At 60.6% G+C, this 24,793-nt stretch carries 24 protein-coding genes and 2 tRNA genes; 17 read left to right on the top strand and 9 right to left on the bottom strand.

Features of this window, described 5'->3' with window-relative positions; translation table 11 throughout:
* Positions 1–28: 28 nt before the first annotated feature.
* Together QR290_RS07460 and dcd are read right to left on the bottom strand one after the other, a co-directional pair.
* Positions 29–238, bottom strand: a complete 210-nt coding sequence (locus QR290_RS07460; RefSeq protein ID WP_085697404.1) for a hypothetical protein — start codon at positions 236–238, stop codon at positions 29–31.
* A 106-nt stretch (positions 239–344) separates the two neighbouring features.
* Entirely contained in the window at positions 345–911 is a 567-nt protein-coding gene (gene dcd, locus QR290_RS07455) for a dCTP deaminase (RefSeq protein WP_007954988.1), read from the bottom strand.
* Between the two features lie 353 nt (positions 912–1,264).
* Here dcd and QR290_RS07450 point away from each other — a divergent pair, with 353 nt between their 5' ends.
* Positions 1,265–1,474: a cold-shock protein gene (locus tag QR290_RS07450; protein WP_002554837.1), complete on the top strand. Its 210-nt coding sequence runs from the start codon at positions 1,265–1,267 to the stop codon at positions 1,472–1,474.
* 118 nt (positions 1,475–1,592) lie between these two features.
* On the opposite strand, the gene QR290_RS07445 is transcribed toward QR290_RS07450, so the two are convergent.
* On the bottom strand, positions 1,593–2,600 hold the full coding sequence (locus QR290_RS07445) for a DUF481 domain-containing protein (RefSeq protein WP_115076784.1): 1,008 nt from the start codon (positions 2,598–2,600) through the stop codon (positions 1,593–1,595).
* 177 nt (positions 2,601–2,777) lie between these two features.
* Between QR290_RS07445 and QR290_RS07440 the strand changes: the two genes are divergently transcribed.
* From QR290_RS07440 to QR290_RS07425, 4 genes are all read left to right on the top strand, one after another.
* Positions 2,778–3,119 (top strand): MGMT family protein, encoded by a 342-nt coding sequence (locus QR290_RS07440; RefSeq protein ID WP_240321707.1) that lies wholly within the window; start codon positions 2,778–2,780, stop codon positions 3,117–3,119.
* A gap of 43 nt (positions 3,120–3,162) precedes the next feature.
* Positions 3,163–4,722 (top strand): AmpG family muropeptide MFS transporter, encoded by a 1,560-nt coding sequence (locus QR290_RS07435; RefSeq protein WP_007954981.1) that lies wholly within the window; start codon positions 3,163–3,165, stop codon positions 4,720–4,722.
* A 115-nt stretch (positions 4,723–4,837) separates the two neighbouring features.
* Complete coding sequence (locus tag QR290_RS07430; RefSeq protein ID WP_115076782.1) at positions 4,838–6,553, top strand: proline--tRNA ligase; 1,716 nt, start codon at positions 4,838–4,840, stop codon at positions 6,551–6,553.
* Positions 6,554–6,570: 17 nt separating this feature from the next.
* Positions 6,571–7,524 carry a hypothetical protein gene (locus QR290_RS07425; RefSeq protein WP_115076781.1) on the top strand — a complete coding sequence of 318 codons (954 nt, stop codon included), beginning with the start codon at positions 6,571–6,573 and terminating at the stop codon, positions 7,522–7,524.
* 50 nt (positions 7,525–7,574) lie between these two features.
* Here the strand turns inward: QR290_RS07425 and dinB are convergent, their stop codons facing one another.
* Complete coding sequence (dinB, locus tag QR290_RS07420; protein ID WP_115076780.1) at positions 7,575–8,636, bottom strand: DNA polymerase IV; 1,062 nt, start codon at positions 8,634–8,636, stop codon at positions 7,575–7,577.
* A gap of 280 nt (positions 8,637–8,916) precedes the next feature.
* Between dinB and QR290_RS07415 the strand changes: the two genes are divergently transcribed.
* The 5 genes from QR290_RS07415 to QR290_RS07395 all read left to right on the top strand — a co-directional run bounded on the left by QR290_RS07415 (position 8,917) and on the right by QR290_RS07395 (position 14,378).
* Positions 8,917–8,993: transfer RNA gene (locus QR290_RS07415), tRNA-Met, on the top strand.
* 205 nt (positions 8,994–9,198) lie between these two features.
* Positions 9,199–9,275: transfer RNA gene (locus QR290_RS07410), tRNA-Met, on the top strand.
* 280 nt (positions 9,276–9,555) lie between these two features.
* A complete protein-coding gene (mprF, locus tag QR290_RS07405) occupies positions 9,556–12,195 on the top strand; it encodes a bifunctional lysylphosphatidylglycerol flippase/synthetase MprF (RefSeq protein WP_115076779.1) in 2,640 nt (879 codons plus the stop codon).
* Positions 12,195–13,490: a virulence factor family protein gene (locus QR290_RS07400; RefSeq protein WP_064593891.1), complete on the top strand. Its 1,296-nt coding sequence runs from the start codon at positions 12,195–12,197 to the stop codon at positions 13,488–13,490. The genes mprF and QR290_RS07400 overlap by 1 nt, the downstream gene beginning before the upstream one ends.
* 561 nt (positions 13,491–14,051) lie before the next feature.
* Positions 14,052–14,378: a DUF3077 domain-containing protein gene (locus tag QR290_RS07395; protein WP_115076777.1), complete on the top strand. Its 327-nt coding sequence runs from the start codon at positions 14,052–14,054 to the stop codon at positions 14,376–14,378.
* 55 nt (positions 14,379–14,433) lie between these two features.
* Here the strand turns inward: QR290_RS07395 and QR290_RS07390 are convergent, their stop codons facing one another.
* From QR290_RS07390 to QR290_RS07380, 3 genes are all read right to left on the bottom strand, one after another.
* The gene (locus tag QR290_RS07390) at positions 14,434–14,721 is read right to left on the bottom strand and encodes a type II toxin-antitoxin system RelE family toxin (RefSeq protein ID WP_007954964.1); all 288 of its coding nucleotides are present in this window, start codon (positions 14,719–14,721) and stop codon (positions 14,434–14,436) included.
* Between the two features lie 11 nt (positions 14,722–14,732).
* Complete coding sequence (locus QR290_RS07385) at positions 14,733–15,023, bottom strand: Phd-YefM (RefSeq protein ID WP_007954962.1); 291 nt, start codon at positions 15,021–15,023, stop codon at positions 14,733–14,735.
* Between the two features lie 176 nt (positions 15,024–15,199).
* Positions 15,200–17,041 carry a potassium transporter Kup gene (locus QR290_RS07380; protein WP_430736788.1) on the bottom strand — a complete coding sequence of 614 codons (1,842 nt, stop codon included), beginning with the start codon at positions 17,039–17,041 and terminating at the stop codon, positions 15,200–15,202.
* A gap of 347 nt (positions 17,042–17,388) precedes the next feature.
* On the opposite strand from QR290_RS07380, the gene rimO reads away from it, so the two are divergent.
* The 6 genes from rimO to tsaA all read left to right on the top strand — a co-directional run bounded on the left by rimO (position 17,389) and on the right by tsaA (position 22,447).
* Positions 17,389–18,726 carry a 30S ribosomal protein S12 methylthiotransferase RimO gene (rimO, locus tag QR290_RS07375; protein WP_085712910.1) on the top strand — a complete coding sequence of 446 codons (1,338 nt, stop codon included), beginning with the start codon at positions 17,389–17,391 and terminating at the stop codon, positions 18,724–18,726.
* Positions 18,727–18,837: 111 nt separating this feature from the next.
* A complete protein-coding gene (locus tag QR290_RS07370; protein ID WP_041475157.1) occupies positions 18,838–19,311 on the top strand; it encodes a GNAT family N-acetyltransferase in 474 nt (157 codons plus the stop codon).
* Positions 19,312–19,394: 83 nt separating this feature from the next.
* Positions 19,395–20,105: an rRNA pseudouridine synthase gene (locus QR290_RS07365; RefSeq protein ID WP_289204624.1), complete on the top strand. Its 711-nt coding sequence runs from the start codon at positions 19,395–19,397 to the stop codon at positions 20,103–20,105.
* Positions 20,106–20,178: 73 nt separating this feature from the next.
* Positions 20,179–20,646, top strand: a complete 468-nt coding sequence (locus tag QR290_RS07360) for a DUF1456 family protein (protein WP_115076774.1) — start codon at positions 20,179–20,181, stop codon at positions 20,644–20,646.
* Positions 20,647–20,779: 133 nt separating this feature from the next.
* Positions 20,780–21,550 carry an SDR family oxidoreductase gene (locus tag QR290_RS07355; protein WP_115076773.1) on the top strand — a complete coding sequence of 257 codons (771 nt, stop codon included), beginning with the start codon at positions 20,780–20,782 and terminating at the stop codon, positions 21,548–21,550.
* Positions 21,551–21,748: 198 nt separating this feature from the next.
* Complete coding sequence (gene tsaA / locus QR290_RS07350) at positions 21,749–22,447, top strand: tRNA (N6-threonylcarbamoyladenosine(37)-N6)-methyltransferase TrmO (RefSeq protein ID WP_289204623.1); 699 nt, start codon at positions 21,749–21,751, stop codon at positions 22,445–22,447.
* Positions 22,448–22,515: 68 nt separating this feature from the next.
* Here the strand turns inward: tsaA and fpr are convergent, their stop codons facing one another.
* Positions 22,516–23,295, bottom strand: a complete 780-nt coding sequence (gene fpr, locus QR290_RS07345; protein WP_007908723.1) for a ferredoxin-NADP reductase — start codon at positions 23,293–23,295, stop codon at positions 22,516–22,518.
* A 144-nt stretch (positions 23,296–23,439) separates the two neighbouring features.
* Between fpr and QR290_RS07340 the strand changes: the two genes are divergently transcribed.
* On the top strand, positions 23,440–24,366 hold the full coding sequence (locus tag QR290_RS07340) for a LysR family transcriptional regulator (protein WP_007954941.1): 927 nt from the start codon (positions 23,440–23,442) through the stop codon (positions 24,364–24,366).
* Here the strand turns inward: QR290_RS07340 and QR290_RS07335 are convergent.
* A complete protein-coding gene (locus QR290_RS07335) occupies positions 24,363–24,725 on the bottom strand; it encodes a diacylglycerol kinase (protein WP_003222276.1) in 363 nt (120 codons plus the stop codon). The genes QR290_RS07340 and QR290_RS07335 overlap by 4 nt on opposite strands.
* Positions 24,726–24,793 lie beyond the last annotated feature (68 nt).

The following is a 24,793-nucleotide window of genomic DNA, read 5'->3' as shown; positions in this document are numbered from 1 at the left end:
GGATTCAGCCGACGGACCATACATTCAATCAAGCGACGGGCGCGGGTGGCGGTTTGTCCGGCAAGGTAGGCTCACCGGGCTCGGTCGGTTCTTCGTTGGGGGTATCGGGATCGGGCTGGTGAGGAATTCCGCCAGCCATGGCGATGGGCGGGTGTGCCAACAAGGACCAGGCCAATACGCCAACCTGATTGGGCTCGAGCCTTGCCAGTTCGGCAGTGATTTGCGGATCGATCTTCATGGAGCACTCCTCGGCGAAGGCCCGTTTCGCTGTCCGCGAATCGGGCAGTACACCCCATAGAGTGTCTACCCGCCGAAGAATTCCCGGTAACTGCCGGATGGACGGATCAGGTACGTGGCAAGGTCACGCCACGCTGACCCTGGTACTTGCCGGCGCGATCCTTGTAGGAGACTTCGCATTCTTCGTCGGATTCAAGGAACAGCATCTGCGCCACGCCTTCGTTGGCGTAGATCTTCGCCGGCAGGTTGGTGGTGTTCGAGAACTCCAGGGTCACCTGGCCTTCCCACTCGGGCTCGAGCGGGGTGACGTTGACGATGATGCCGCAGCGGGCATAGGTGCTCTTGCCCAGGCAGATGGTCAGGACATTGCGAGGAATACGGAAGTATTCAACGGTCGTGGCCAGGGCGAAGGAGTTCGGCGGAATGATGCAGACGTCGCTGTGAACGTCGACGAAGCTGCCAGCGTCGAAGTTTTTCGGATCGACGATGGCCGAATTGATGTTGGTGAACACCTTGAAGTGATTGGTGCAACGCACATCGTAGCCGTAGCTCGACACACCGTAGGAGATCACACGGCTGTCGTCGCTGCCACGTACCTGGCGCTCGACGAACGGCTCGATCATGCCGTGTTCCTGCGCCATGCGGCGAATCCACTTGTCCGATTTGATGCTCATGGCGGGTGTCCTGAATAGCGAGGTGGAAAAAATCTGTCCGGCATCTTACCGGGCGCGCCGCCGGGTTCAAAGTCCGGGGTGCAATTCTCGCCGAACGTGCAGGAATTACGCGGCCTGGCGACGAACCGTCACACCGCCGATCCCTAAAACAGAGAAACCTTCGCAAGAAGCATTGGCACGTTCCGGAAAAAGGGTTAAGGTGGCGCCACTGTGCTGCTTGTGTCACTGAGAATCTCTACACGATATGTTGAATTTCGATCCAACCATCTACAAGAATTTTTCCTGCTCTTTGCACTCAGTCTCGGCCAGGGTTCTTCCTGAGTCGCAGTTATCTTTGTTCAAGGAGTTACACCATGTCTAATCGCCAAACCGGTACCGTTAAGTGGTTCAACGATGAAAAAGGCTTCGGCTTCATCACTCCACAATCCGGTGACGACCTGTTCGTTCACTTCAAAGCTATCCAATCCGACGGCTTCAAAAGCCTGAAAGAAGGCCAACAGGTTTCTTTCATCGCTACCCGCGGTCAGAAAGGCATGCAAGCTGAAGAAGTACAAGTTATCTAACTTGTAGCTTCTTTAGTAAAAGGCCCCGCCCTCAAAAGCGGGGCTTTTTTGTGGGCGTCTGTTTTTCCGGGCGCAAAAAAAGATCGCAGCCTGCGAAGGCTGCGATCTTTTTTGTTGTTTACCAGGCGACGCCGAAGCCGGCGGTGTAGCGGGTCTTGCTCAGGTCCGCATCGTCGGTACCGCTGATGATGTCGCGCTCGGCCTTGAGGTTCAGCGAAGCCCAGTCGGTGACCTTGTAGCGCAAGCCCATTTCCGCATCCAGCGCATAGTCAGCCACACCGGACAGCGGCTTGCCGACTTCGCCATTGGTGAAGAACTCGACCTTCTTGCCGATCAGGTAGCGGTTGTAGTCCCACTTCATGGCGACCGAATAGAAGTTGTCCTTGCTGCCATCACGATACTGGTAGTCGGTACGGTTAAGCAGTGAGCCCAGGGAGAATGCCCCCAGCTCGTCATCCCAGAACTGGTAACCCGGACCGGTACCGACCACGCGCTGGCGCGCAAGCTCTTCGATGTGATCGCGTTTGTAGTTCAGGCGGCCCTGCCAGAACCACTTGTCCGTCAGGAATCGGTCGAGTGCGTACTCGGCGCGCCAGTTGTCAGTGGTGGTCACGTCGTCCTGCACTTCGCGGTTGTACTCGCCCTCGGCAGTGTGTCGCCAGCGACCGTGGCGGGCGGACGTCTTGAAGCCGATATCGTAGTCGTCGGTGTCCTTTTCCGCACGCTGGTAATCCAGCGCCAGGTCGACGTTGCCCTTCCACACCAGATCCTCGACCACCGGCTTGGGCTTGAGAATCTGCTGAATGCTCGCCAGCTCCACGGTTTTCGGCGCTTCGCCGTTGGCCAGGGTGACTTTGCCGTCTTCGGCAGCTGTCAACGACTTGGCCTTCTCGCCGTTGTAGGCGTCCTGCTTGACCAGCAACTCCTGATCGCTCTCCAGAGTCTTGACCTGCTTCCAGTCGATGGTCACGGCACCCGCGTACTGGGTCTGGACCAGCAACTTGCCACCGTCGAACAGCGTGATTTTGCCGCTCAGCTTGTCACCGTTCTTCAACCAGACGGTATCGGCAAGCAAGGGTGTGGACGCACTGAAGACAGCAAGGCACAGCAGGGTTCTGGACAACATAAGCGAATCGGGGACTCAAGTTTGCGAAAAAAGGGTCGGCATTATCCGTAGGAATAATTCCCTGACAAGGAGTGACCCGGCTATTTCTGTTGAGTTCATTTCTCAATTGCCCTTCCACCGATTACGCTTAAGGACATAACGCGATCAAGTTCAGGAACCGCGCACGTGACAGACCCGATGCATGCCTGCGAAAACGATCCGCAAATCCGACGCACGGCACTCTATTCCACCCTCGCCCAAGTGCCCGAGGGCAAGGTCGTCAGCTATGGTCAGTTGGCCGAACTGGCGGGTTTGGGGCGCGCCGCCCGTTGGGTCGGTCGTACCCTGAGCCAATTGCCCGGCGACACCAAGCTGCCCTGGCACCGTGTAATCGGCGCCGGCGGGCGGATCAGCCTGCCGGCGGGCAGCCCGTCCGGGGACGAACAGCGGGCGAGATTGCGCATGGAAGGCATCACCGTCCTGAACAATCGTGTGGATATTCGGCGCCATGGCTGGCGTCCGGTAGAGCACAGCGGTTAGAGTGCGCGCTTTGTTTTCGCAATCTTGAGGCAGACTTCAGCCCATGCCCCGTAAAACCTGGCGCGCCGCGCTCGCCGCCTATGCCAGTCCTTCGACGCTCGTGCTGTTGTTGCTGGGTTTCGCCGCCGGCCTGCCGTACATGCTGGTGTTCTCGACACTTTCGGTCTGGCTGCGTGAAGCCGGTGTGGCCCGCGAGACGATCGGCTACGCCAGCCTGATCGGTCTGGCCTACGCCTTCAAATGGGTCTGGTCGCCCCTGCTCGACCAATGGCGCCTGCCGTTGCTCGGCAAGCTGGGGCGCCGCCGCTCGTGGCTGGTGCTCTCACAGACGCTGGTGATCCTCGGCCTGATCGGCATGGGCTTTTGCGACCCGCAGAAACACCTGTCCTGGCTGATCGCCATTGCGGTGGTCGTTGCATTCGCCTCTGCCACCCAGGACATCGCCGTCGACGCCTATCGACTGGAAATCGCCGAAGACAACCGTCAGGCCGCTCTGGCCGCCAGTTACATGTCCGGTTATCGGGTTGCCGCCCTGCTGGCGACGGCCGGTGCACTGTTCTTCGCCGAAGGCTTCGGCTCCACCGGTTTCAATTACCAGCATTCCGCCTGGACCGGCACCTACGTGTTGTTCGGCGCCTTGATGGTCCCTGCCCTGCTCACCACCCTGCTGATGCGCGAACCGCCGGTGCCGTTGCGCACCCAGTTGCAGGCCGGGCGCTACACCTTCATGCATCAGTTGATGTCTGTGTTCGTGCTGATCATTTTGCTGGTCTCCGTGCCGGCGATGTTCACCCAGCTCTACAACACCGATTTCGCCAGCGTGCTGTTTGGTGACATGAGCCCGCTGGACCTGCTGCTGGAAGACCGGGCGTTCCTGCGCGCGATCCTCTACACCACGCTGACCTGCCTGTGCCTCTCGGCCATGGGCCGTCGCGGTCTGGCGCCGGTGCTGACGCCGGTCAACGATTTCATCCTGCGCTACCGCTGGCAGGCGCTGCTGCTGCTCGGTCTGATTGCCACCTATCGGATGTCCGACACGGTGATGGGCGTGATGGCCAACGTGTTCTACATCGACCAGGGCTTCACCAAGGATCAGATCGCCAGCGTCAGCAAGATCTTCGGCCTGATCATGACCCTTGTCGGCGCCGGCATGGGCGGTCTGCTGATCGTGCGCTTCGGCATCCTGCCGATCCTGTTCATCGGCGGCGCTGCGTCGGCGGCCACCAACCTGCTGTTCCTGATGCTGGCCGACATGGGCCCGAACCTGCAGATGCTGGTGGTGACGATCTCCCTCGACAACTTCAGCTCGGGCCTGGCCACCTCGGCGTTCGTCGCCTACCTGTCGAGCCTGACCAACCTGAAGTTCTCCGCTACCCAGTACGCCCTGCTCAGCTCGATCATGCTCCTGCTGCCACGCCTGATCGGCGGCTACTCCGGGGTGATGGTGGAGAAGTTCGGCTATCACAACTTCTTCCTGATCACCGCGCTGCTCGGCGTTCCGACCCTGGTGCTGATCGCCCTGCACTGGTTCCAGGAGAGCCGTCGCGAAGGCCCGACGCCGACGCCGGAACCTGCACCGACCTCCGTCGTGGAAGAATCGTAAGACATCTCGCACCCGGCGAGAGGGTTCGCGCCGGGCCTGCACTTCTGTACGTCGGCGGATCTCGCCGTTACACTGCTCCGTCATTTCCAGTCATAGCAACCGACAACGGCCAACCATGCGCACCAGTCAATTTTTGCTCGCCACACAGAAAGAAACGCCTTCCGACGCGGTCGTGATCAGCCATCAGCTGATGCTGCGCGCCGGCATGATCCGCAAACTCGCCTCGGGCCTGTACACCTGGCTGCCGATGGGCTTGCGAGTGATGCGCAAGGTGGAAGCCATCGTTCGCGAAGAAATGAACGCCGCCGGCTCTCTGGAAGTGTTGATGCCGAGCACCCAACCGGCCGAGCTGTGGCAGGAATCGGGGCGCTGGGAAGAATACGGCCCTGAGTTGCTGCGCATCAAAGACCGCCACGGTCGTGATTTCTGCGCGGGCCCGACCCACGAAGAAGTAATCACCGATCTGATGCGCAACGAGTTGAGCAGCTACAAACAGCTGCCGATCAACCTATACCAGATCCAGACCAAATTCCGTGACGAAATCCGTCCACGCTTCGGCCTGATGCGCGGTCGCGAGTTCATCATGAAAGACTCGTACTCCTTCCATGCGGATCAGGCGTCGCTGCAGATCACCTATGACCGCATGCACGAAGCGTACTGCAACATCTTCACCCGCCTGGGCCTGAAGTTCCGTCCGGTGGAAGCCGACAACGGTTCGATCGGCGGCGCCGGCTCCCACGAGTTCCACGTGCTGGCCGAGTCCGGCGAAGACGATATCGTCTTCAGCAACGGCTCCGACTACGCGGCGAACATCGAGAAGGCCGAGGCCGTGCCGCGTGAAACCTCGCGCGCCGCACCAAGCGAAGAGCTGCGCCTGGTCGACACGCCAGACACCAAGACCATCGCGGCCCTGGTGGAGAAATTCAATCTGCCGATTGAAAAGACCATCAAGACCCTGATCGTGCACGCCGAAGAAGAAGGCAAGCTGATCGCCCTGATCATCCGTGGCGACCACGAACTGAACGAAATCAAGGCAGCCAACCAGCCAGGCGTTGCCAGCCCGCTGGTCATGGCCTCCGACGCCGAACTGCGTGACGCCATTGGCGCCGGCGCTGGTTCCCTCGGCCCGCTGAACCTGCCGCTGCCGATCATCATCGACCGTTCGGTCGAGCTGATGAGCGACTTCGGCATCGGTGCGAACATCGACGACAAGCACTACTTCGGCGTGAACTGGGAGCGTGACCTGCCGGTTCCGACCGTGGCCGACCTGCGCAACGTCGTGGCCGGCGACCCGAGCCCGGACGGCAAGGGCACCCTGGAAATCAAGCGCGGCATCGAAGTCGGGCACATCTTCCAGCTGGGCAACAAGTACAGTAAGGCGATGAAGTGCGAAGTGCTGGGCGAGAACGGCAAGCCGGTGACCCTGGAAATGGGTTGCTACGGCATTGGCGTTTCCCGCGTGGTGGCTGCTGCCATCGAGCAGAACAACGACGAGAACGGCATCATCTGGAGCGACACCCTGGCGCCGTTCCAGATCGCCCTGGTGCCACTGCGTTATGAAACCGAGCTGGTGCGCGAAGCCACCGACAAGCTGTACGCGGAACTGACCGCGGCCGGCTTCGAAGTGTTGCTGGACGACCGCGACAAGAAAACCAGCCCGGGCATCAAGTTCGCGGACATGGAGCTGATCGGCATTCCGCACCGGATCGTGGTCAGCGACCGCGGCCTCGCCGAAGGCAACCTGGAATACAAGAGCCGTACCGAAGGCCAGGCGCAAGCGCTGCCGGTTGCCGACGTGCTGTCCTTCCTTCAGGCCCGTATCCGCCGCTGAAACCAGATAGAGACGTCATGTTCAAGCGAAACACCTTAGGCCTCGGTGGTGCCGCCCTGTGCGGCACCCTGCTGGTCAGCGGCTGTGCCAATCACATGTCACAACGTAGCGAGCACGAGGAACGTGTCGAGCGCAAACTGCTCGATCACAGCCTGCAGATCGATGTCGGCGAGCCCAAGGTGCTTGAGCTGCCGCAACGGCGCGTGAAGATCAACGAACAGAAGACTTTCGAAGTCACCGAGTTCGAAGTCACGCGCCATTACGACCGTTACACGCCTTACCAGCCATGGCGGGAGATCTACGAGATTCCGCTGGGCGCGGTGGCGGTGGTCGGCGGTATCGGCGCGAACGTGGTCAACGTTTTTGCCCTTGGCAATCTGCCCGACAGCGTGACACGGGACTGGCTCAGCTACGGTTTCGCCGGGCTCAACCCGTTCATGAACGTGCAATCCAACGGTCGCGCGCAACAGAACCTGGCCGGTATCGACGAAGTCCAGCGCGACAAACGCACGGAATATTCGAGCCTGCCGTGGAGTGAGCGCCCGGTTCAGGTCAAGGCCGGGAAGCAGACCTTCGACATGACCACTGATCGCAACGGCGTGCTGCGTCTGAACCTGCTGGACAGCCCGTTCGCCGAAAACGACCTCAATCATGTGGGCAAACTGCAGATCAGCGTCGAAGACAGCAACGATGACGTGCATTCCGACTCGTCTCTGGCGATCAGCACTCACCTGCGCGGCAAGCTGCTGGAGGCTCACGGGCTGATCTACGACGATCTGGAAGACGACGAAGTGAGCCAGTGGGTACACCGGGTCAAGCGTCTGTCGGAACTGGGCCTGGAAGAAGAAGCCAGTGAACTGGAACAAAGCCTGATCGAACTGACTCGCAACGATCCTGAGTTGCAGACCGAGTTCCTCAAGTCCCTGACCCGGGATGCGGGGCGTCTGGTGGCGGATCCGGGGCCGAACTGAAAAACCCTGAAAAAATGCCCGAACCTGCTTCGGGCATTTTTTTTGTCCGCCTATCGCTCGAACAGCTCCATTTGTTCGAACCCGCCGCGTAAATCCTCCAGCCGCACGCCCACCCCCAATAGCCGCACCGGTTTGCCTCCGCGGTTGAAAGCCTGCGTCAGCATCAACTGGTAACTGCCCAGATCCCGCCCTGCCCCGGCCTGCTCCAGTGTGGTCTGGGTGAAATCGTGAAACTTCACTTTGACGAACGGCTTGCCCGGCCGGTAGCTGCTGTCGATCCGCGCCATGCGGGTTTTCAGGGTTTCCAGCAGTTCCGGGAGCTTGTCGAGGCAACTGCGCAGGTCCGGCAGATCGACGTCGTAGGTGTTTTCGACACTGATCGACTGACGGCGACTGTCGTTGTGCACCAACCGCTCATCAATCCCACGGGCCAGACTCCACAAGCGCTCGCCGAAACTGCCGAATTCCCGCACCAGCGCCAGCTTGTCCCACTCGCGCAATTGCAGACAGTCACTGATACCGAGCTTGCCCAGCTTGTCGGCCGTGACCTTGCCCACCCCGTGCAGCTTGCTCACCGGCAGGCCACTGACAAAGTCTTCGACCTGATCCGGGGTGATTACGAACAAACCGTTGGGCTTTCTCCAGTCGCTGGCGATCTTGGCCAGAAACTTGTTCGGCGCCACGCCGGCGGAGACGGTGATGTGCAACTGATTGGACACTCGACGGCGAATGTCCTGGGCGATGCGCGTGGCGCTGCCGCCGAAATGCGCGCTGTCCGAGACATCAAGGTAGGCCTCGTCCAGGGAAAGCGGCTCGATCAGGTCGGTGTAATCGCTGAAGATCGTGTGAATTTCCTTCGATGCCTCGCGATAGGCGTCCATTCGCGGCTTGACGATGGTCAGGTCCGGGCACAGCTTCAAGGCATGTCCGGACGACATCGCCGAGCGAACGCCGTAAGCCCGCGCCTCATAGTTGCAGGTGGCGATCACCCCGCGCCTGTCCGCCGAGCCACCCACCGCCAACGGCTTGCCGGCGAGGCTCGGGTCATCCCGCATCTCGATGGCGGCGTAGAAACAGTCACAGTCGACGTGGATGATTTTTCGCTGAGTCATGACAGAAAAGGAAACATGGCGAGCCGGACCGGCAGTATCTCACTGACACCTGTATATAGCACCAGTGGTATGAAGGTTCTTTTCAGTTTGCAGGAAACGGACTGTAAATTTATTTTCTCAATCGAAAACCAACCTCCAATAGAGCTGAAACCCTTGCCCTGCCTGACCTGCAGCCCCTGAAAAGACCGTCTGTCAGCGCTAACCGATTGAAGCTGAACAGGTTTTATCCGAATTGAAGGTTGACACCCCGGCGTTCCTCTGTAGAATGCCGCCACACAGACGCGGGATGGAGCAGTCTGGTAGCTCGTCGGGCTCATAACCCGAAGGTCGTCGGTTCAAATCCGGCTCCCGCAACCAAACATCAGAAAAGGCCAATCGAAAGATTGGCCTTTTTTGTGCGCGTCAGTTTTTTTGGATCCAGTCGCGTATTCCGGAAATCGTTCCGATTCCGAAACTTAGCGCCTCCCCTGCGACCGTTTGCCGCGATTGCACACTTATTTGACCCTTCTCGGGATTATCGGTTGACACCCCGCCGTTCGCCTGTAGAATGCCGCCACACAGACGCGGGATGGAGCAGTCTGGTAGCTCGTCGGGCTCATAACCCGAAGGTCGTCGGTTCAAATCCGGCTCCCGCAACCAAACATCAAAAAAGGCTACTCGAAAGAGTGGCCTTTTTTGTATCTGTGGAAAAAGTCCTTTCGCAACAATGATCTGTCACTGTGCAGTGAACCGTTCAGGATCTTCAGACCCGCCAAGTTGCGACTATGCTTGAAGTCGCAGGCAAGGCGTCTGCAATCCAGGAGCTGCCCTCGCCGATACCCGGTGAGAGGCGTAGTATTTTGTGATTATTTTTTTCTACAGGGATTGGTAACTTGGCTGGATACCTCCATCCTGTCGCGCACAATCCAAGAGGTGATTGATGCGCGCCAACTCGTCTGATTCACAAGACACCGTCACAGCGAACCCACCGATCAAGCCTGAGCGCTTGCGCCTGCTGGATCGGATCAGCAAATACCGGCAACCGATCGGTCTGGCGGTTACTTTGCTGCTGTTCGCCATCGCGCTGATTGCCTGTCGCCATCTGCTCAGTGAACTCGATCTCGACGCCCTGCACGACTCGATTCTCGAGGTGCCGAAACCGGCCCTGCTCGGGGCCCTCGGTGCGACAGTCGTCGGCTTCATTATTCTGCTCGGCTACGAATGGTCGGCCAGTCGATATGCGCGCGTGACGCTGGCACCGAAAACCCTGGCTCTGGGCGGCTTCACCGCGTTTGCCATCGGCAATGCCATCGGCCTGTCGATGCTGTCCGGTGGCTCGGTGCGTTACCGTCTATATGCACGGCATGGCCTGGGCGCTTCCGAAGTCGCGCACATGACCCTGTTCGCCAGCCTGTCGCTGGGCTGCGCCCTGCCGCCGCTGGCTGCGCTTGCGACCCTGAGCAACCTGCCTGCTGCTTCGCAGGCGCTGGGCCTGTCCGAGACCTTGTTGGGTACGATTGCCGGCGTGGTGCTGCTGCTCGGCGCGATCCTGGCCATCGGCATCTATCGCCGTCGCCTGCCGGAACAACCTTATCCGGACAACCTGCTGGTTCGGGCCGGTCGTCGCACCCTGCGCCTGCCGGGTCGCCGGCTGACGTTCCTGCAACTGGTCATCACCGCCCTCGACGTCGCCGCCGCCGCAACCGTCCTTTATCTGTTGCTGCCGGAAGCGCCGCCCTTCGGTGCATTCCTGCTGGTCTATCTGCTGGCACTGGCTGCCGGCGTACTCAGTCACGTTCCGGGTGGCGTGGGTGTTTTTGAAGCGATTCTGCTCGCGGCGTTCGCCGACAAGCTCGGCGCCGCGCCACTGGCTGCCGCCCTGCTTCTTTATCGCCTGATCTATGTGGTGCTGCCATTGCTGGTGGCCTGCGTGCTGTTGCTGCTCAACGAAGGTCAGCGCCTGTTTCAGTCGCAGACCATGCGTGCAGCTTCCGGCCTGGCGGCACCGATCCTCGCGGTGCTGGTGTTCCTGTCCGGCGTGGTGCTGCTGTTTTCCGGCGCGACGCCAGAGATCGACACCCGTCTGGAACACATCGGTTTTCTGATTCCTCACCGTCTGGTCGACGCCTCGCACTTTGGCGCCAGCCTGATCGGCGTGCTGTGCCTGATGCTCGCTCAAGGCCTGCGTCGCCGGCTGTCGGCGGCGTGGATGCTGACCACCATTCTGTTGCTGGTGGGCGCCCTGCTCTCGCTGCTCAAGGGTTTCGACTGGGAAGAAGCGACCCTGATGACCCTCACCGCCGCGCTGCTGGGGGTGTTCCGTCGCTCGTTCTACCGCCCGAGCCGTCTGACCGAACTGCCGTTCTCGCCGCTGTATCTGGTGGCCAGCCTGTGCGTACTCGGTGCTTCGACCTGGCTTTTGCTGTTCGCTTATCAGGACGTCCCTTACAGCCATCAACTGTGGTGGCAGTTCACCCTCGACGCCGATGCCCCGCGCGGTCTGCGCTCGCTGCTCGGCGCCGCCGTGTTGCTGCTGGTGATCGCCCTGACCTGGCTGCTGCGCACCGCCCGCCCGGTGATCCACCTGCCGACACCGGATGAGCTGGAACGCGCCTCGAAAATCCTGATGGCCTCCTCGCAACCGGACGGCGGCCTGGCCCTGACCGGCGACAAGGCGCTGCTGTTTCATCCCAACGATGAAGCCTTCCTGATGTACGCCCGTCGTGGCCGCAGTCTGGTGGCTCTGTACGACCCGATCGGCCCCGGCCAGCAACGGGCCGAGATGATCTGGCAGTTCCGTGACCTTTGCGACATCCATCACGCCCGCCCCGTGTTCTATCAGGTGCGCGCCGAGAACCTGCCGTACTACATGGACATCGGCCTGACCGCGATCAAGCTCGGTGAGGAAGCCCGCGTCGATCTGCATCGCTTTGACCTGGAAGCCAAGGGCAAGGAAATGAAGGACCTGCGCTACACCTGGAACCGTGGCAGCCGCGACGGCCTGTCGCTGGAGATCCATGAGCCGGGCCAGGCGCCGATGGATGAGCTCAAGGTGATTTCCGATGCCTGGCTGACCGGCAAGAACGTGCGCGAGAAAGGCTTCTCCCTCGGCCGTTTCAGCGACGATTACCTGAAGCATTTCCGTATCGCGGTGATTCGCTTCGAAGGCCGCCCGGTGGCGTTCGCCAACCTGCTCGAGACCTACAGCCATGACCTGGCCAGTCTCGACCTGATGCGCGCGCACCCGGACGCCCCCAAGCTGACCATGGAATTCATGATGGTCGGTCTGATTCAACACTATAAGAGTCACGGATACGCGCGCTTCAGCCTGGGCATGGTGCCGCTGTCGGGGTTGCAACCCCGGCGCGGGGCACCGCTGACCCAGCGTCTGGGCTCGATGGTTTTCCGCCGTGGTGAGCAGCTGTACAACTTCCAAGGCTTGCGCCGCTTCAAAGACAAGTTCCAGCCTGACTGGGAACCCCGTTATATGGCCGTGCCCGCCGGACTCGATCCGCTGGTGGCGCTGGCCGACACTGCTGCCCTGATCGCGGGCGGCTTGACTGGACTGGTGAAACGCTGATGATTCAACGCTCCCTGAAGTACATCCTGGTCGCACTGCTGGTGCTGGCCGCGATTGCCGGTGGCGGTTTCTGGTACCTCAAACGCCCGGCACCGGAACCGACCCTCGAACAGCTCACCCCGGCCGATGGCGCCGCCATGACCCGGGTCATCCCCGGCACCAAGCCCAAGGCTCAGGTGCTGGTGGCGGTCAACGACGACCAGAAACTCAGCGACAAGCAACTGAGCACCCTGAGCCGTAGCGCTTCGGCGCAGATCGTCCAGGTGATCCTGCCCAAGGACTGCCTGCTGCAAAGCCGCGCCCTGCAAGCCGGCCTGCGCGAACTGAACGGCCCGGCGACCTTGGTCAGCGGCATCGGCCCCGGCGCCGTGCTGGCGTGGCGCTGGTTGTCCGAGCAGAAGGACGACAAGGCTCAGGCCGTCTCCGTCGACCTGGCCCTGGAAAAACCCGGCTGCACCCATCTGCTGCCGAAAGCCGCCGCCCACGGCCACTGGCTGGTGGCGTGGAACGACAACCCGGACGACACCAGCGCCGGTTTCGTGCGCGATCAACCGAACGCCGAAACCAGCATCAGCGACTACGACATCAACCTGCCGCAAGTGCTGAACAACGAACTGCGCAAGATCCTCGTCGGCGGCGACAAGGCCAACGGCGGCCTGCAGATTCCAGTCGTGGAAGTCCCGGCCGGCCAGGCCAAGGACACCGTGACCCTGTTCCTATCCGGTGACGGCGGCTGGCGCGATCTGGACCGCGACGTGGCCGGTGAAATGGCCAAGATCGGCTACCCGGTCGTCGGCATCGACACCCTGCGCTACTACTGGCAGCACAAGAGCCCCGAACAGAGCGCGCTCGACCTGACCGAACTGATGCAGCACTACCGCCAGAAATGGGGCACCAAGCGCTTCATCCTGACCGGCTACTCGTTCGGCGCCGACGTCCTGCCAGCCATCTACAACCGCCTGCCGGAAACCGAGCAGCAGCGCGTCGACGCAATCATCCTGCTGGCCTTCGCCCGCACCGGCAGCTTCGAAATCGAAGTCGAAGGCTGGCTCGGCAACGCCGGCAAAGAAGCCGCCACCGGCCCGGAAATGGCCAAGCTGCCACCGGCCAAGGTCGTGTGCATCTACGGTGAAGAAGAAACGGATGAAAGCGGTTGCACCGACAAGACGGCGGTGGGCGAAGCAGTGAAACTGCCGGGCGGTCACCACTTCGACGAGAACTACCCGGCGCTGGCCAAGCGTTTGGTGGACTTGATCGAGAAGCGCCAGAACACCGCGCAGGTGGCGGAAGAGTGATCTGAAGCGCACCAACGAAAAGCCCCCGCGACTTTGCAGTTTCGGGGGCTTTTTCATTCATTGCTTGACTCTTAGTGAAACTGAAAACGCCAGGTGTCCACATTCCATAAAACGTGGACACCCGCTTCATTGGCCTTTACGAGTCGTCATCTCCATATTGAACTGACGCACCAACGACACGCAAAACCGCCAGCAACGTTTAGTTTCTGGTTACGTCTGGTGCCGCATTATCAGATGACGTCCGCGCACCTTGTAGGCAAACTCCTAATCTCGTGTTTGGGCACTTTGCCGCACTATTGCGCTGTTTTTCGACGGGATACTCTCCAGAGGTCGCTGACCATTTCAGTGATCGGGTGTGGTAACCCGGCAAGGCAAAGTGCAAAAGCATTCCCAACACGACTCAGGTGTTTTTACGCCTGCAACTCGAGTCATGGCGGCTGTGCGTGGGAGACCTTCGGGTCTGCCGGTTTCTTTGCTCTCCCGGTTTACCACCCTGCGTACAGCTGCCACCCATTCGTGTGGTAACGAATGGGGCAGCTCCTCGTTTTATGGAGCGAAACAATGAGCAAACAAAGTCTTTCATCACCGTCAGACCTGACAACCATCGGCTTCACCTCTTTGCTCTACAGCTCGGATCAGGCGTTACTCAACGTTCGCTCCGGCGTCCCCATCGTCGAAGCACTGTCCCAGGCTTCAGACTTGCTGTTTCTCGCCAAATCCTTCGCCGAGGATGCCGCCTACGACAAGGAAAGCGACCGCCACGCCTGGGCCGCGCATTACCTGACGATAATCGGCAAGGCCTTGGTCGACGCCGTGATGAAGGCCCTGATGCCGCGACCTGCGCGAACGAAGACCGAATCTGAGGCAGAACTGCCAGAAAGCATGTAACTGCACAAAAACGAAAAAGCCCCCGCCAGCCACAGGGCTGACGGGGGCTTATTGTTCAGAGGCGCCTTTCAGCAGCGCCATACACCTCTTCGTCACGTCGAGCACCCACCGCAACGATCAACACCTGGATGGCCCGGCCATCGACTCGATAAACGATTCGCGTGTCGCCCGTTCGAATTCGTCTGCACCCCGCAAGACTGGCTCTCAGAGGCTTGCCACTTTTGTCCGGCTCGCCGTGGATGATCCGTTCTTCGATCACATCCAGTATCCGGTTGGCAGCTGCTGATCCCAATTGATCAAGATCCCCTTGGACTTCCGGATGATAAATCACTCCCCAAACCATCCAGCGCTCCCTTAATCCTTCCGGGCGTACCTTGCCCGCATATCCTCATGGCTGACAGCCTTGGTCTGATCAAAATTGCTCAGACGCTCACGGGCTGCCGCTTCGATGCGAAGGTTCTCAAGCTCATCCAGCATTTCCTGATAGGCCTGCACGTTGATGATGACCGCTGCCGGTTGATTGTCCTTGAAGATGACCAGACGCTCAGTGGCACGACTGGAAATCTCCTTGAGCTTCGCGCTGAAGCTCCTGACCATGGCAGTCACGGAAATAGCCTGGTCAGCACGCTCTAATAATGCCGTCATAATCACCTCTCACTCACATGCTGATGCGTACGTTAATGCACAGAGTATTGTGCTGAATTAAACATAGTGCAACTTGCTGTTTCCACTATCCGACCAAGCACTGATAAACCGGACGCGCACAAAAAAGCCCCCGCCAGCCTTTAAGACTGACGGGGGCTTTTCAGTTGTGGCGGAGGTTACATCTCCACCTGCGTCCCCAACTCAATCACCCGGTTCAGCGGCAGATTGAAGAAGCGCAAATTGCCATTGGCATTCTTCAACATGAACGCAAACAGCGCCTCTCGCCAACGCGCCATGCCTTCAAGTTTCGAAGCGATCACCGTTTCGCGGCTGAGGAAGTAGGTGGTGCGCATCGGGCTGAAGTCCAGATCGTCCAGATGGCACAGCTTCAGCGCCTGCGGCACGTCCGGTTCGTCGGTAAAGCCGAAGTGCAGGATCACCCGGAAGAAGCCTTCGCCGTGGGCTTCGACTTCGAAGCGGCGCGATGGCGGGACGCGCGGGATGTCTTCGTAGACGACGGTCAGCAGCACCACTTGCTCGTGCAAGACCTGGTTGTGCAACAGGTTGTGCAACAGCGCGTGGGGCACCGCGTCGGAACGGGCGGTGAGGAACACAGCGGTGCCCTGCACGCGGTGCGGCGGCTGGACGCGGATACTGCTGATGAAGATCGGCAGCGGCAGCGCGCCTTCGTCGAGGCGCTCGACCAGCAGTTGCTTGCCGCGCTTCCAGGTGGTCATCAGCACGAACAGCGCGATACCGGCGATCACCGGGAAGGCACCGCCCTGGACGATCTTCGGCACGTTGGCGGCGAAGTACAGACCGTCCACCAGCAGGAAGCCAAGCAGCACCGGCACCGCCAGAATCGGTGGCCATTTCCACAGCAGCAACATGACCGCGGAGACCAGGATCGTGGTCATCAACATGGTGCCGGTCACCGCCACGCCGTAGGCCGAGGCCAGCGCGCCGGAAGATTCGAAGCCGATCACCAGCAACACAACGCCAACCATCAGCGACCAGTTCACGGCCCCGATGTAGATCTGGCCCTGCTCGTCGCTGGAGGTGTGCTGGATGTACATGCGCGGGATGTAACCGAGCTGGATCGCCTGACGGGTCAGGGAGAATGCGCCGGAAATCACCGCTTGCGAGGCGATCACCGTGGCCAGGGTCGACAGACCGACCAGCGGAATCAGCGCCCAGCTCGGGGCCAGCAGGTAGAACGGGTTGCGCGCCGCTTCCGGGTTGTCCAGCAGCAAGGCGCCCTGACCGAAATAGTTGAGCACAAGCGCCGGCAACACCAGCAGGAACCACGCCCGGGCAATTGGCTTGCGACCGAAGTGGCCCATGTCGGCGTACAGCGCTTCGGCACCGGTCAGCGCCAGCACCACGGCGCCGAGGATCGCCACGCCCATGCCCGGATGGACGGTAAAGAACCGCACCGCCCACGCGGGGTTCATCGCGTGCAGCACTTCCGGGGTGTGGCTGATGCCATACACGCCGAGGGCGCCGAGGACCAGGAACCAGGTGACCATGATCGGCCCGAACAGGATGCCGATCCGCGCCGTCCCGTGCTTCTGGATCAGGAACAACCCGACCAGCACCACCAGTGACAGCGGCACCACCCAGTGGTCGATGCCGTCGAAGGCCAGGCCCAGACCTTCAATGGCCGAGAGCACGGAAATCGCCGGGGTGATCATGCTGTCGCCATAGAACAGCGCCGCGCCGATCAGTCCGCAGACCACCAGCAACGTACGCAACCGCTTGCGTCCCGCCGCTGCCCGCCGCGCCAGCGCGGTGAGCGCCATGATCCCGCCTTCGCCCTGGTTGTCGGCGCGCAGGACGAACATCATGTATTTGATTGAAACGACCCAGATCAGCGACCAGAAAATCAGCGACAGAATGCCGAGCACTCCGTCGTGATTGACAGGCACGCCATAAGCGCCGGAAAACACTTCTTTGAGGGTGTACAACGGGCTCGTGCCGATGTCGCCGTAAACTACCCCGACCGCCGCGACCAGCATGCTCAGCGGCTTGGTGGCCGAACCTTCGGCGCCTGCCGCGTGACTACTTGCCTGACCCATCCAACACTCCTGATTCCCAGACCGGCTTCTTATATGAAGCACTATGCTTTGTGTGCAGCATGCGCGTTTTTACGCCCTGTAACAGACGTTTTCTTGACTGTAAAAATTCAGTAAAGCGCAACGGCGCGAAGCATAGCGCAGCACTCGTCGTATTTCCCTGCATAAAGCTGGTCAAGTGCGCTGCTCGTCGCTAGAATTGCGCACTTTTTGATCAGAGGCGCAGTTCAAGCGCCCGTCCGTCGGTTCCTGAATCAGGTAATCGATGTCACAAAACACCGAGGTTAGACATGTCCACCACTCCTGCGCCGGCCAATCCAAAGGTTGGCTTCGTTTCTCTGGGTTGCCCGAAAGCACTGGTCGACTCCGAGCGCATCCTGACCCAGCTGCGCATGGAAGGCTATGACGTGGTGTCCACCTATCAGGACGCCGACGTGGTCGTGGTCAACACTTGCGGCTTCATCGACTCGGCCAAGGCCGAATCGCTGGAAGTCATTGGCGAAGCGATCAAGGAAAACGGCAAGGTCATCGTGACCGGCTGCATGGGCGTGGAAGAAGGCAATATCCGTGACGTGCACCCAAGCGTGCTGGCCGTCACCGGTCCGCAGCAGTACGAGCAAGTGGTCAACGCGGTGCACGAAGTCGTGCCGCCGAAGCAGGATCACAACCCGCTGATCGACTTGGTGCCACCGCAAGGCATCAAGCTGACCCCGCGTCACTACGCGTACCTGAAGATTTCCGAAGGCTGCAACCACAGCTGCAGCTTCTGCATCATCCCGTCGATGCGCGGCAAACTGGTCAGCCGTCCGGTCGGCGACGTGCTCGACGAAGCCCAGCGTCTGGTCAAATCCGGCGTGAAAGAACTGCTGGTGATTTCCCAGGACACCAGCGCCTACGGCGTTGACGTCAAATACCGCACCGGTTTCTGGAACGGCGCGCCGGTGAAGACCCGCATGACCGAACTGTGCGAAGCGCTGAGCACCCTCGGCGTCTGGGTTCGTCTGCACTACGTTTACCCGTACCCGCACGTCGACGAACTGATCCCGCTGATGGCCGCCGGCAAGATCCTGCCGTACCTGGACATCCCGTTCCAGCACGCCAGCCCGAAAGTCCTGAAGTCGATGAAACGCCCGGCGTTCGAAGACAAGACTCTGGCGCGGATCAAGAACTGGCGCGAGATCTGCCCGGACCTGATCATCCGTTCGACCTTCATCGTCGGCTTCCCCGGCGAAACCGAAGAAGACTTCCAGTACCTGCTGGACTGGCTGACCGAAGCCCAGCTCGACCGCGTCGGCTGCTTCCAGTACTCGCCGGTCGAAGGCGCACCGGCCAATGATCTGAACCTCGACATCGTCCCGGACGACGTCAAGCAGGATCGTTGGGAACGCTTCATGGCGCACCAGCAGGAAATCAGCTCGGCCCGTCTGCAAATGCGCATCGGCCGTGAAATCGAAGTACTGGTGGACGAAGTCGACGAGCAAGGCGCAGTCGGCCGCTGTTTCTTCGACGCCCCGGAAATCGACGGCAACGTGTTCATCGACAACGGCAGCAACCTCAAGCCGGGCGACAAGGTCTGGTGCAAGGTGACCGACGCCGACGAATACGACCTCTGGGCCGAACAGATCTAAGCGCGAAAAATACAGAAAGCCCCGCTCTCTTTTACGAGATGCGGGGCTTTTTTACGGCTATCGTTTGGGGTGGGAAGGACTCCCTCATCCATGACAAAGAGGCTATCGGGCATGCGTCACCACTCGGTCATCCACACGCCGAAACTCAGCGATTATCAGGAACTGACCCGGGTCTGGGAGGCCTCGGTCCGTGCGACTCATGATTTCCTGCCGGAATCCTACATCGAGCTGCTGAAGAATCTGGTGCTGACCCGCTACCTCGACGCGGTTATGCTGATCTGCACCCGCGACAGTCACCAGCGCATCACCGGGTTTGCCGGGGTTGCGGCGGGCAAGATTGAAATGCTGTTCATCGACCCGGCCCATCGCGGCCAGGGCCTTGGCAAGAAACTGCTGAAGTACGCGATGGAGCACCTGAACGCCGACGAACTGGACGTCAACGAGCAGAACCCGCAGGCCCTGGGGTTTTACTTCAAGCAAGGGTTCGAAGTGATCGGCCGTTCGGAAGTCGATGGCATGGGCCAGCCGTATCCGCTGTTGCACATGCGTCTGAAACAACCGGAGCAGCGCGCGGTACGCGGCTAAAAGCCACACGGCGCAAATGCAATCGGGCTTAACCGGCCCCAGGCAGGTACAATGCCCACCCCTTTTTTGTTACGGCCCCTGTCATGACTGACCCGATTCGCCTCTCCAAACGCCTCATCGAGCTGGTCGGTTGCTCCCGCCGGGAGGCCGAGCTGTTCATCGAGGGCGGCTGGGTCACCGTGGACGGCGAAGTCATCGACGAGCCGCAGTTCAAGGTCGGCGACCAGAAAGTCGAGCTCGACAAGGACGCCAAGGCCACCGCGCCGGAGCCGGTGACCATCCTGCTCAACGTGCCGGCCGGCATGGATGTCGACAGCGCCATGCAGTCGCTGAATGCCGAAAACCTCAGCGAAGAACACCGCTACGGCAAGCGTCCGCTGCGCGGGCATTTCCTGCGCCTGACCGCCAGCGCCGACCTGCAACCCAAGGCCAGCGGCCTGCTGGTGTTCACCCAGGACTGGAAGGTACTGCGCAAGCTCACCGCCGACTCGGCCAAGATCGAGCAGGAATACGTGGTCGAAGTCGAAGGCGACATGGTTGCCCACGGCCTCAACCGTCTGCAGCACGGCCTCACCCACAAGGGCAAGGAGCTGCCGCCGGTCAAGGCCAGCTGGCAGAACGAAAACCGCCTGCGCTTCGCCATGAAGAACCCGCAGCCGGGGATCATCGCCCAGTTCTGCGAAGCGGTCGGCCTGAAGGTGATCGGCATCCGCCGCATCCGCATCGGCGGCGTGTCCATCGGCAAGGTGCCGGTCGGCCAATGGCGCTACCTGTCCGGCAAAGAGAAATTCTAAGGCTCGCAAGCCACTCTACATTTCCGGTACCGCGCCCGCGCGATGCCCACAGCGAACAATCAGGATTGCACACATGGTTCACAACGACGTTCTGCGCAGCGTGCGCTACATGCTCGACATCAGCGACAAGAAAGTGGTCGAGATCATCAAACTCGGCGGCCTGGACGTCACGCTTGCCGATGTCGTGACGTACTTAGACAAGAAAGAAGAAGACGAAGAAGGTTTCGTGCGCTGCCCGGACGAAGTCATCGCGCACTTCCTCGACGGTCTGGTGATCTTCAAGCGCGGCAAGGACGAAAGCCGTCCGCCGCTGCCGATCGAACTGCCGGTGACCAACAACATCATCCTGAAAAAGCTGCGCGTGGCCTTCGAACTGAAGGAAGACGACATGCACGCGATCCTCAAGGCTGCCGAGTTCCCGGTGTCCAAGCCTGAGCTGAGCGCATTGTTCCGCAAGGTCGGCCACACCAACTACCGCCCGTGCGGCGATCAGTTGCTGCGCAATTTCCTCAAGGGCCTGACGCTGCGCATTCGCGGCTGATTTTTTGCAAAGACCAAACGGCGACTTCGGTCGCCGTTTTCATGCATGCCCCTCCATTCCTTCCAATAATAGTGGCTCCGCTTTTCGCGGCCGGCGACTAGGGTGTACTGAACCCTAGCCCTCAGGATTCGCCATGCACCCGTATTTCTCCCTGCAAGGCCGCACCGCCCTGGTGACCGGCGGCACCCGTGGTATCGGCAAAATGATCGCCAAGGCTTTTGTCGAGGCCGGCGCCCGTGTGTACGTCTGCTCCCGGGACGCTGAAGCCTGTCATCAAACCGCTGAAGAACTCAGTGCTCTGGGCACTTGTCTGGGCGTGGCGGCGAATCTGGCGACGGAAGAAGGCGTGAAAGAGCTGGCCGCGCGACTGGGCGAACAGATCACTCATCTGGACATTCTGGTGAACAACGCCGGCACGACGTGGGGCGCGCCGCTGGAGAGCTACCCGGTCAAGGGCTGGGAAAAGGTCATGCAACTCAACGTGACGTCGGTGTTCAGCTGCATCCAGCAGTTTCTGCCGTTGCTGCGCAAGTCCGGGTCGGCGGCCAATCCGGCGCGGATCATCAACATCGGTTCGGTGGCGGGGATTTCTTCCTTTGGTGAACAGGCCTACGCCTACGGGCCGAGCAAGGCTGCCCTGCATCAACTGTCGCGAATTCTCGCCCGGGAACTGGTGAGCCAGCACATCAACGTCAACGTCATCGCGCCGGGGCGCTTCCCGAGCAAGATGACCCAGCACATCGGCAACGACCAGCAGGCGCTGGCCGAAGACACCGCGCTGATCCCGATGAAACGTTGGGGGCGTGAGGAAGAGATGGCAGCGCTGGCGATCAGCCTGGCGAGTACCGCCGGGGCGTACATGACCGGGAATATCATTCCGCTGGATGGCGGGTTTAGCCTCTGATATCGGCGGTGCGGCTATCGCTGGCAAGCCAGCTCCCACAGAGATCTCGAGTGTCAGCAGGATTTGTGTACACCACAAAACCTGTGGGAGCTGGCTTGTCGGCCCGCCGCATCGCAGCGATAGCGCCAGTTCTGCCAGCACCAGACTTGAAGCCTGCCGGGTTATCATGCCCGCCCTGCTCCGCTTCGAATGCAAACCATGACTTACAGCGTCTCCCCCATCGGCTTTGTCCGCTCCTGCTTCAAGGAGAAGTTCGCCATCCCGCGCCAGCCGCAACTGGCCCCCGCCGCCCGTGGCGTGCTGGAACTGGTGGCGCCGTTCGATCAGGGCGACGCGGTGCAGGGGCTGGAGCAGGTCAGTCATGTCTGGCTGCTGTTCCTGTTCCATCAGGCGCTGGAAGAAAAGCCGCGCCTCAAAGTCCGCCCTCCGCGCCTGGGTGGCAACAAGTCCATGGGCGTGTTCGCCACCCGCGCCACGCACCGGCCGAACGGCATCGGCCAGTCGGTGGTGAAGCTGGACAAGGTCGAGGCCAATCGCCTGTTCATCTCCGGCATCGACCTGCTGGACGGTACGCCGATTCTCGATATCAAGCCCTACGTGCCTTACGCCGACATCATTGCTGACGCCTCCAACAGCATCGCCAGTGCCGCGCCGCAACTGATCGACGTGCAGTGGACAGAGGCGGCGCTGCAACAGGCGCATACGCACGCTCAGCGCCTGGCCGAGCCGCTGGTCGAATTGATCGAGCAGTGCCTGGCCCAGGATCCGCGCCCGGCGTATCAGACGCCCGTGCCCGAACGCGAATACGGCGCGCAGTTCTGGGATCTGGACGTGCGCTGGCATTACCCGACGCCCGAACAGATCCGCGTCCTGGAAGTCATCCCCGCCGAGGCGTGAACCCCGGAAACGAAAAAGCCCGCGCTGCCTTCTCAGGCAACGCGGGCTTTTCTTTGGCATCGTCGGGATTACTTCTCGACGAATGCGCGCTCGATCAGGTAATCACCCGGCTCGCGCATACGCGCCGAGATCTTCAGGCCGAAGCTGTCGAGCACTTCGCTGGTCTCGTCGAGCATGCTCGGGCTGCCGCAGATCATCGCACGGTCGTCCTGCGGGTTGATCGGTGGCAGGCCGATGTCGCTGAACAGCTTGCCGCTGCGCATCAGGTCGGTCAGACGGCCCTGATTCTCGAACGGCTCGCGAGTCACGGTCGGGTAGTAGATCAGCTTGTCACGCAGCGCTTCGCCGAAGAACTCGTTCTGCGGCAGGTGCTCGGTGATGAACTCGCGGTAGGCGACTTCGTTGACGTAACGGACACCGTGAACCAGGATCACTTTCTCGAAGCGCTCGTAGGTTTCCGGGTCCTGGATCACGCTCATGAACGGCGCCAGACCGGTACCGGTGCTCAGCAGGTACAGGTGCTTGCCCGGGTTCAGGTCGTCCAGCACCAGGGTGCCGGTCGGTTTTTTCGAGATGATGATCTCGTCGCCTTCCTTCAGGTGCTGCAGCTGGGAGGTCAACGGACCGTCCTGCACCTTGATGCTGAAGAACTCGAGATGCTCTTCCCAGTTCGGGCTGGCGATCGAGTAAGCGCGCATAAGCGGGCGGCCGTTTGGCTGTTGCAGGCCGATCATCACGAACTGACCGTTCTCGAAGCGCAGGCCCGGATCGCGGGTGCACTTGAAGCTGAACAGAGTGTCGTTCCAGTGATGAACACTGAGGACACGCTCGTGGTTCATGTTGCTCATGTACGTGGGACTCCTGGAGATTGATCTGCGCCTGCCCGGCTGGTCTTGAAGAATGCCGACGGTGCGCAATTGCATCGCATTCTAATAGCGCCGACAATATCTGTTAACTGGATTATTAAGATAAGGGTTATCGGTTATATCGATATGCGATTTACTCTTCGTCAACTGCAAGTCTTCGTCGCCGTCGCCCAGCAGGAAAGCGTGTCCCGTGCTGCGGGTCTGCTCAACCTGTCGCAATCGGCCGCCAGCACTTCCATCACCGAACTGGAGCGCCAGTCCAGCTGCCAGCTGTTCGATCGCGCCGGCAAACGCCTGAGCCTCAACGCCCTCGGCAAACAGTTGTTGCCGCAAGCGGTGGCCATGCTCGATCAGGCCAAGGAAATCGAAGACCTGCTCAACGGCAAATCCGGTTTCGGCTCGCTGTCGGTGGGCGCGACCCTGACCATCGGCAATTACCTGGCGACCCTGCTGATCGGTGGTTTCATGCAGCGCCACCCCGAAAGCCAGGTGAAGCTGCACGTACAGAACACTGCCAATATCGTGCAACAAGTGGCTCACTACGAAATTGATCTGGGTCTAATCGAAGGCGATTGCAGCCATCCGGACATTGAAGTGCAGAGCTGGGTCGAGGATGAACTGGTGGTGTTCTGCGCTCCGCAGCATCCGTTGGCCAAACGCGGCAGCGCGACCATGGAGGAACTGACACATGAAGCTTGGATTCTGCGGGAACAGGGTTCGGGGACGCGCCTGACGTTCGATCAGGCGATGCGGCATCACCGCAGCGCGCTGAACATCCGGCTGGAGCTGGAGCACACCGAAGCGATCAAGCGCGCGGTGGAATCAGGATTGGGGATTGGCTGCATCTCGCGTCTGGCGCTGCGTGATGCCTTCCGGCGCGGCAGCCTGGTGCCGGTGGAGACGCCGGATCTGGATCTGGCGCGGCAGTTTTATTTCATCTGGCACAAACAGAAGTACCAGACCTCCGCTATGCGCGAATTCCTCGACCTGTGCCGCGCCTTCACCGCCGGGGTGCAGCGCAGCGACGAGATCGTTCTGCCGAGCATCGCTTAAAGCAGAATCACCGCCCACACCAGGGCGATCATGCTCAGTGCCACGAATTGCGCGGCACTGCCCATGTCCTTGGCGTTCTTGGACAGCGGGTGCAACTCCAGCGAGATGCGGTCAATCGCCGCCTCCACCGCCGAATTCAACAGCTCGACAATCAGCGCCAGCAGGCACACAGCGATCAGCAGCGCCTGCTCGACCCGGCTGACATTGAGGAAAAACGTCAGCGGAATCAGCACCACGTTGAGCAGCACCAGTTGGCGGAAAGCGGCTTCGCCGGTGAAGGCTGCGCGCAAGCCGTCCAGCGAGTAACCGGAAGCGTTGAGGATGCGTTTCAGGCCCGTCTGGCCCTTGAAAGGTGACATAAAGTAGATAACCGACCGAAAAGATGTGGGGAAGCTAGATCAACGAAAGTCAAAAAAGCGTGAAGACG

This window comes from Pseudomonas fluorescens, from assembly GCF_030344995.1.
In the GTDB taxonomy this organism is placed as follows: Bacteria; Pseudomonadota; Gammaproteobacteria; order Pseudomonadales; family Pseudomonadaceae; genus Aquipseudomonas; species Aquipseudomonas fluorescens_BF.
This window is presented reverse-complemented; position numbering and strand designations above follow the sequence as displayed.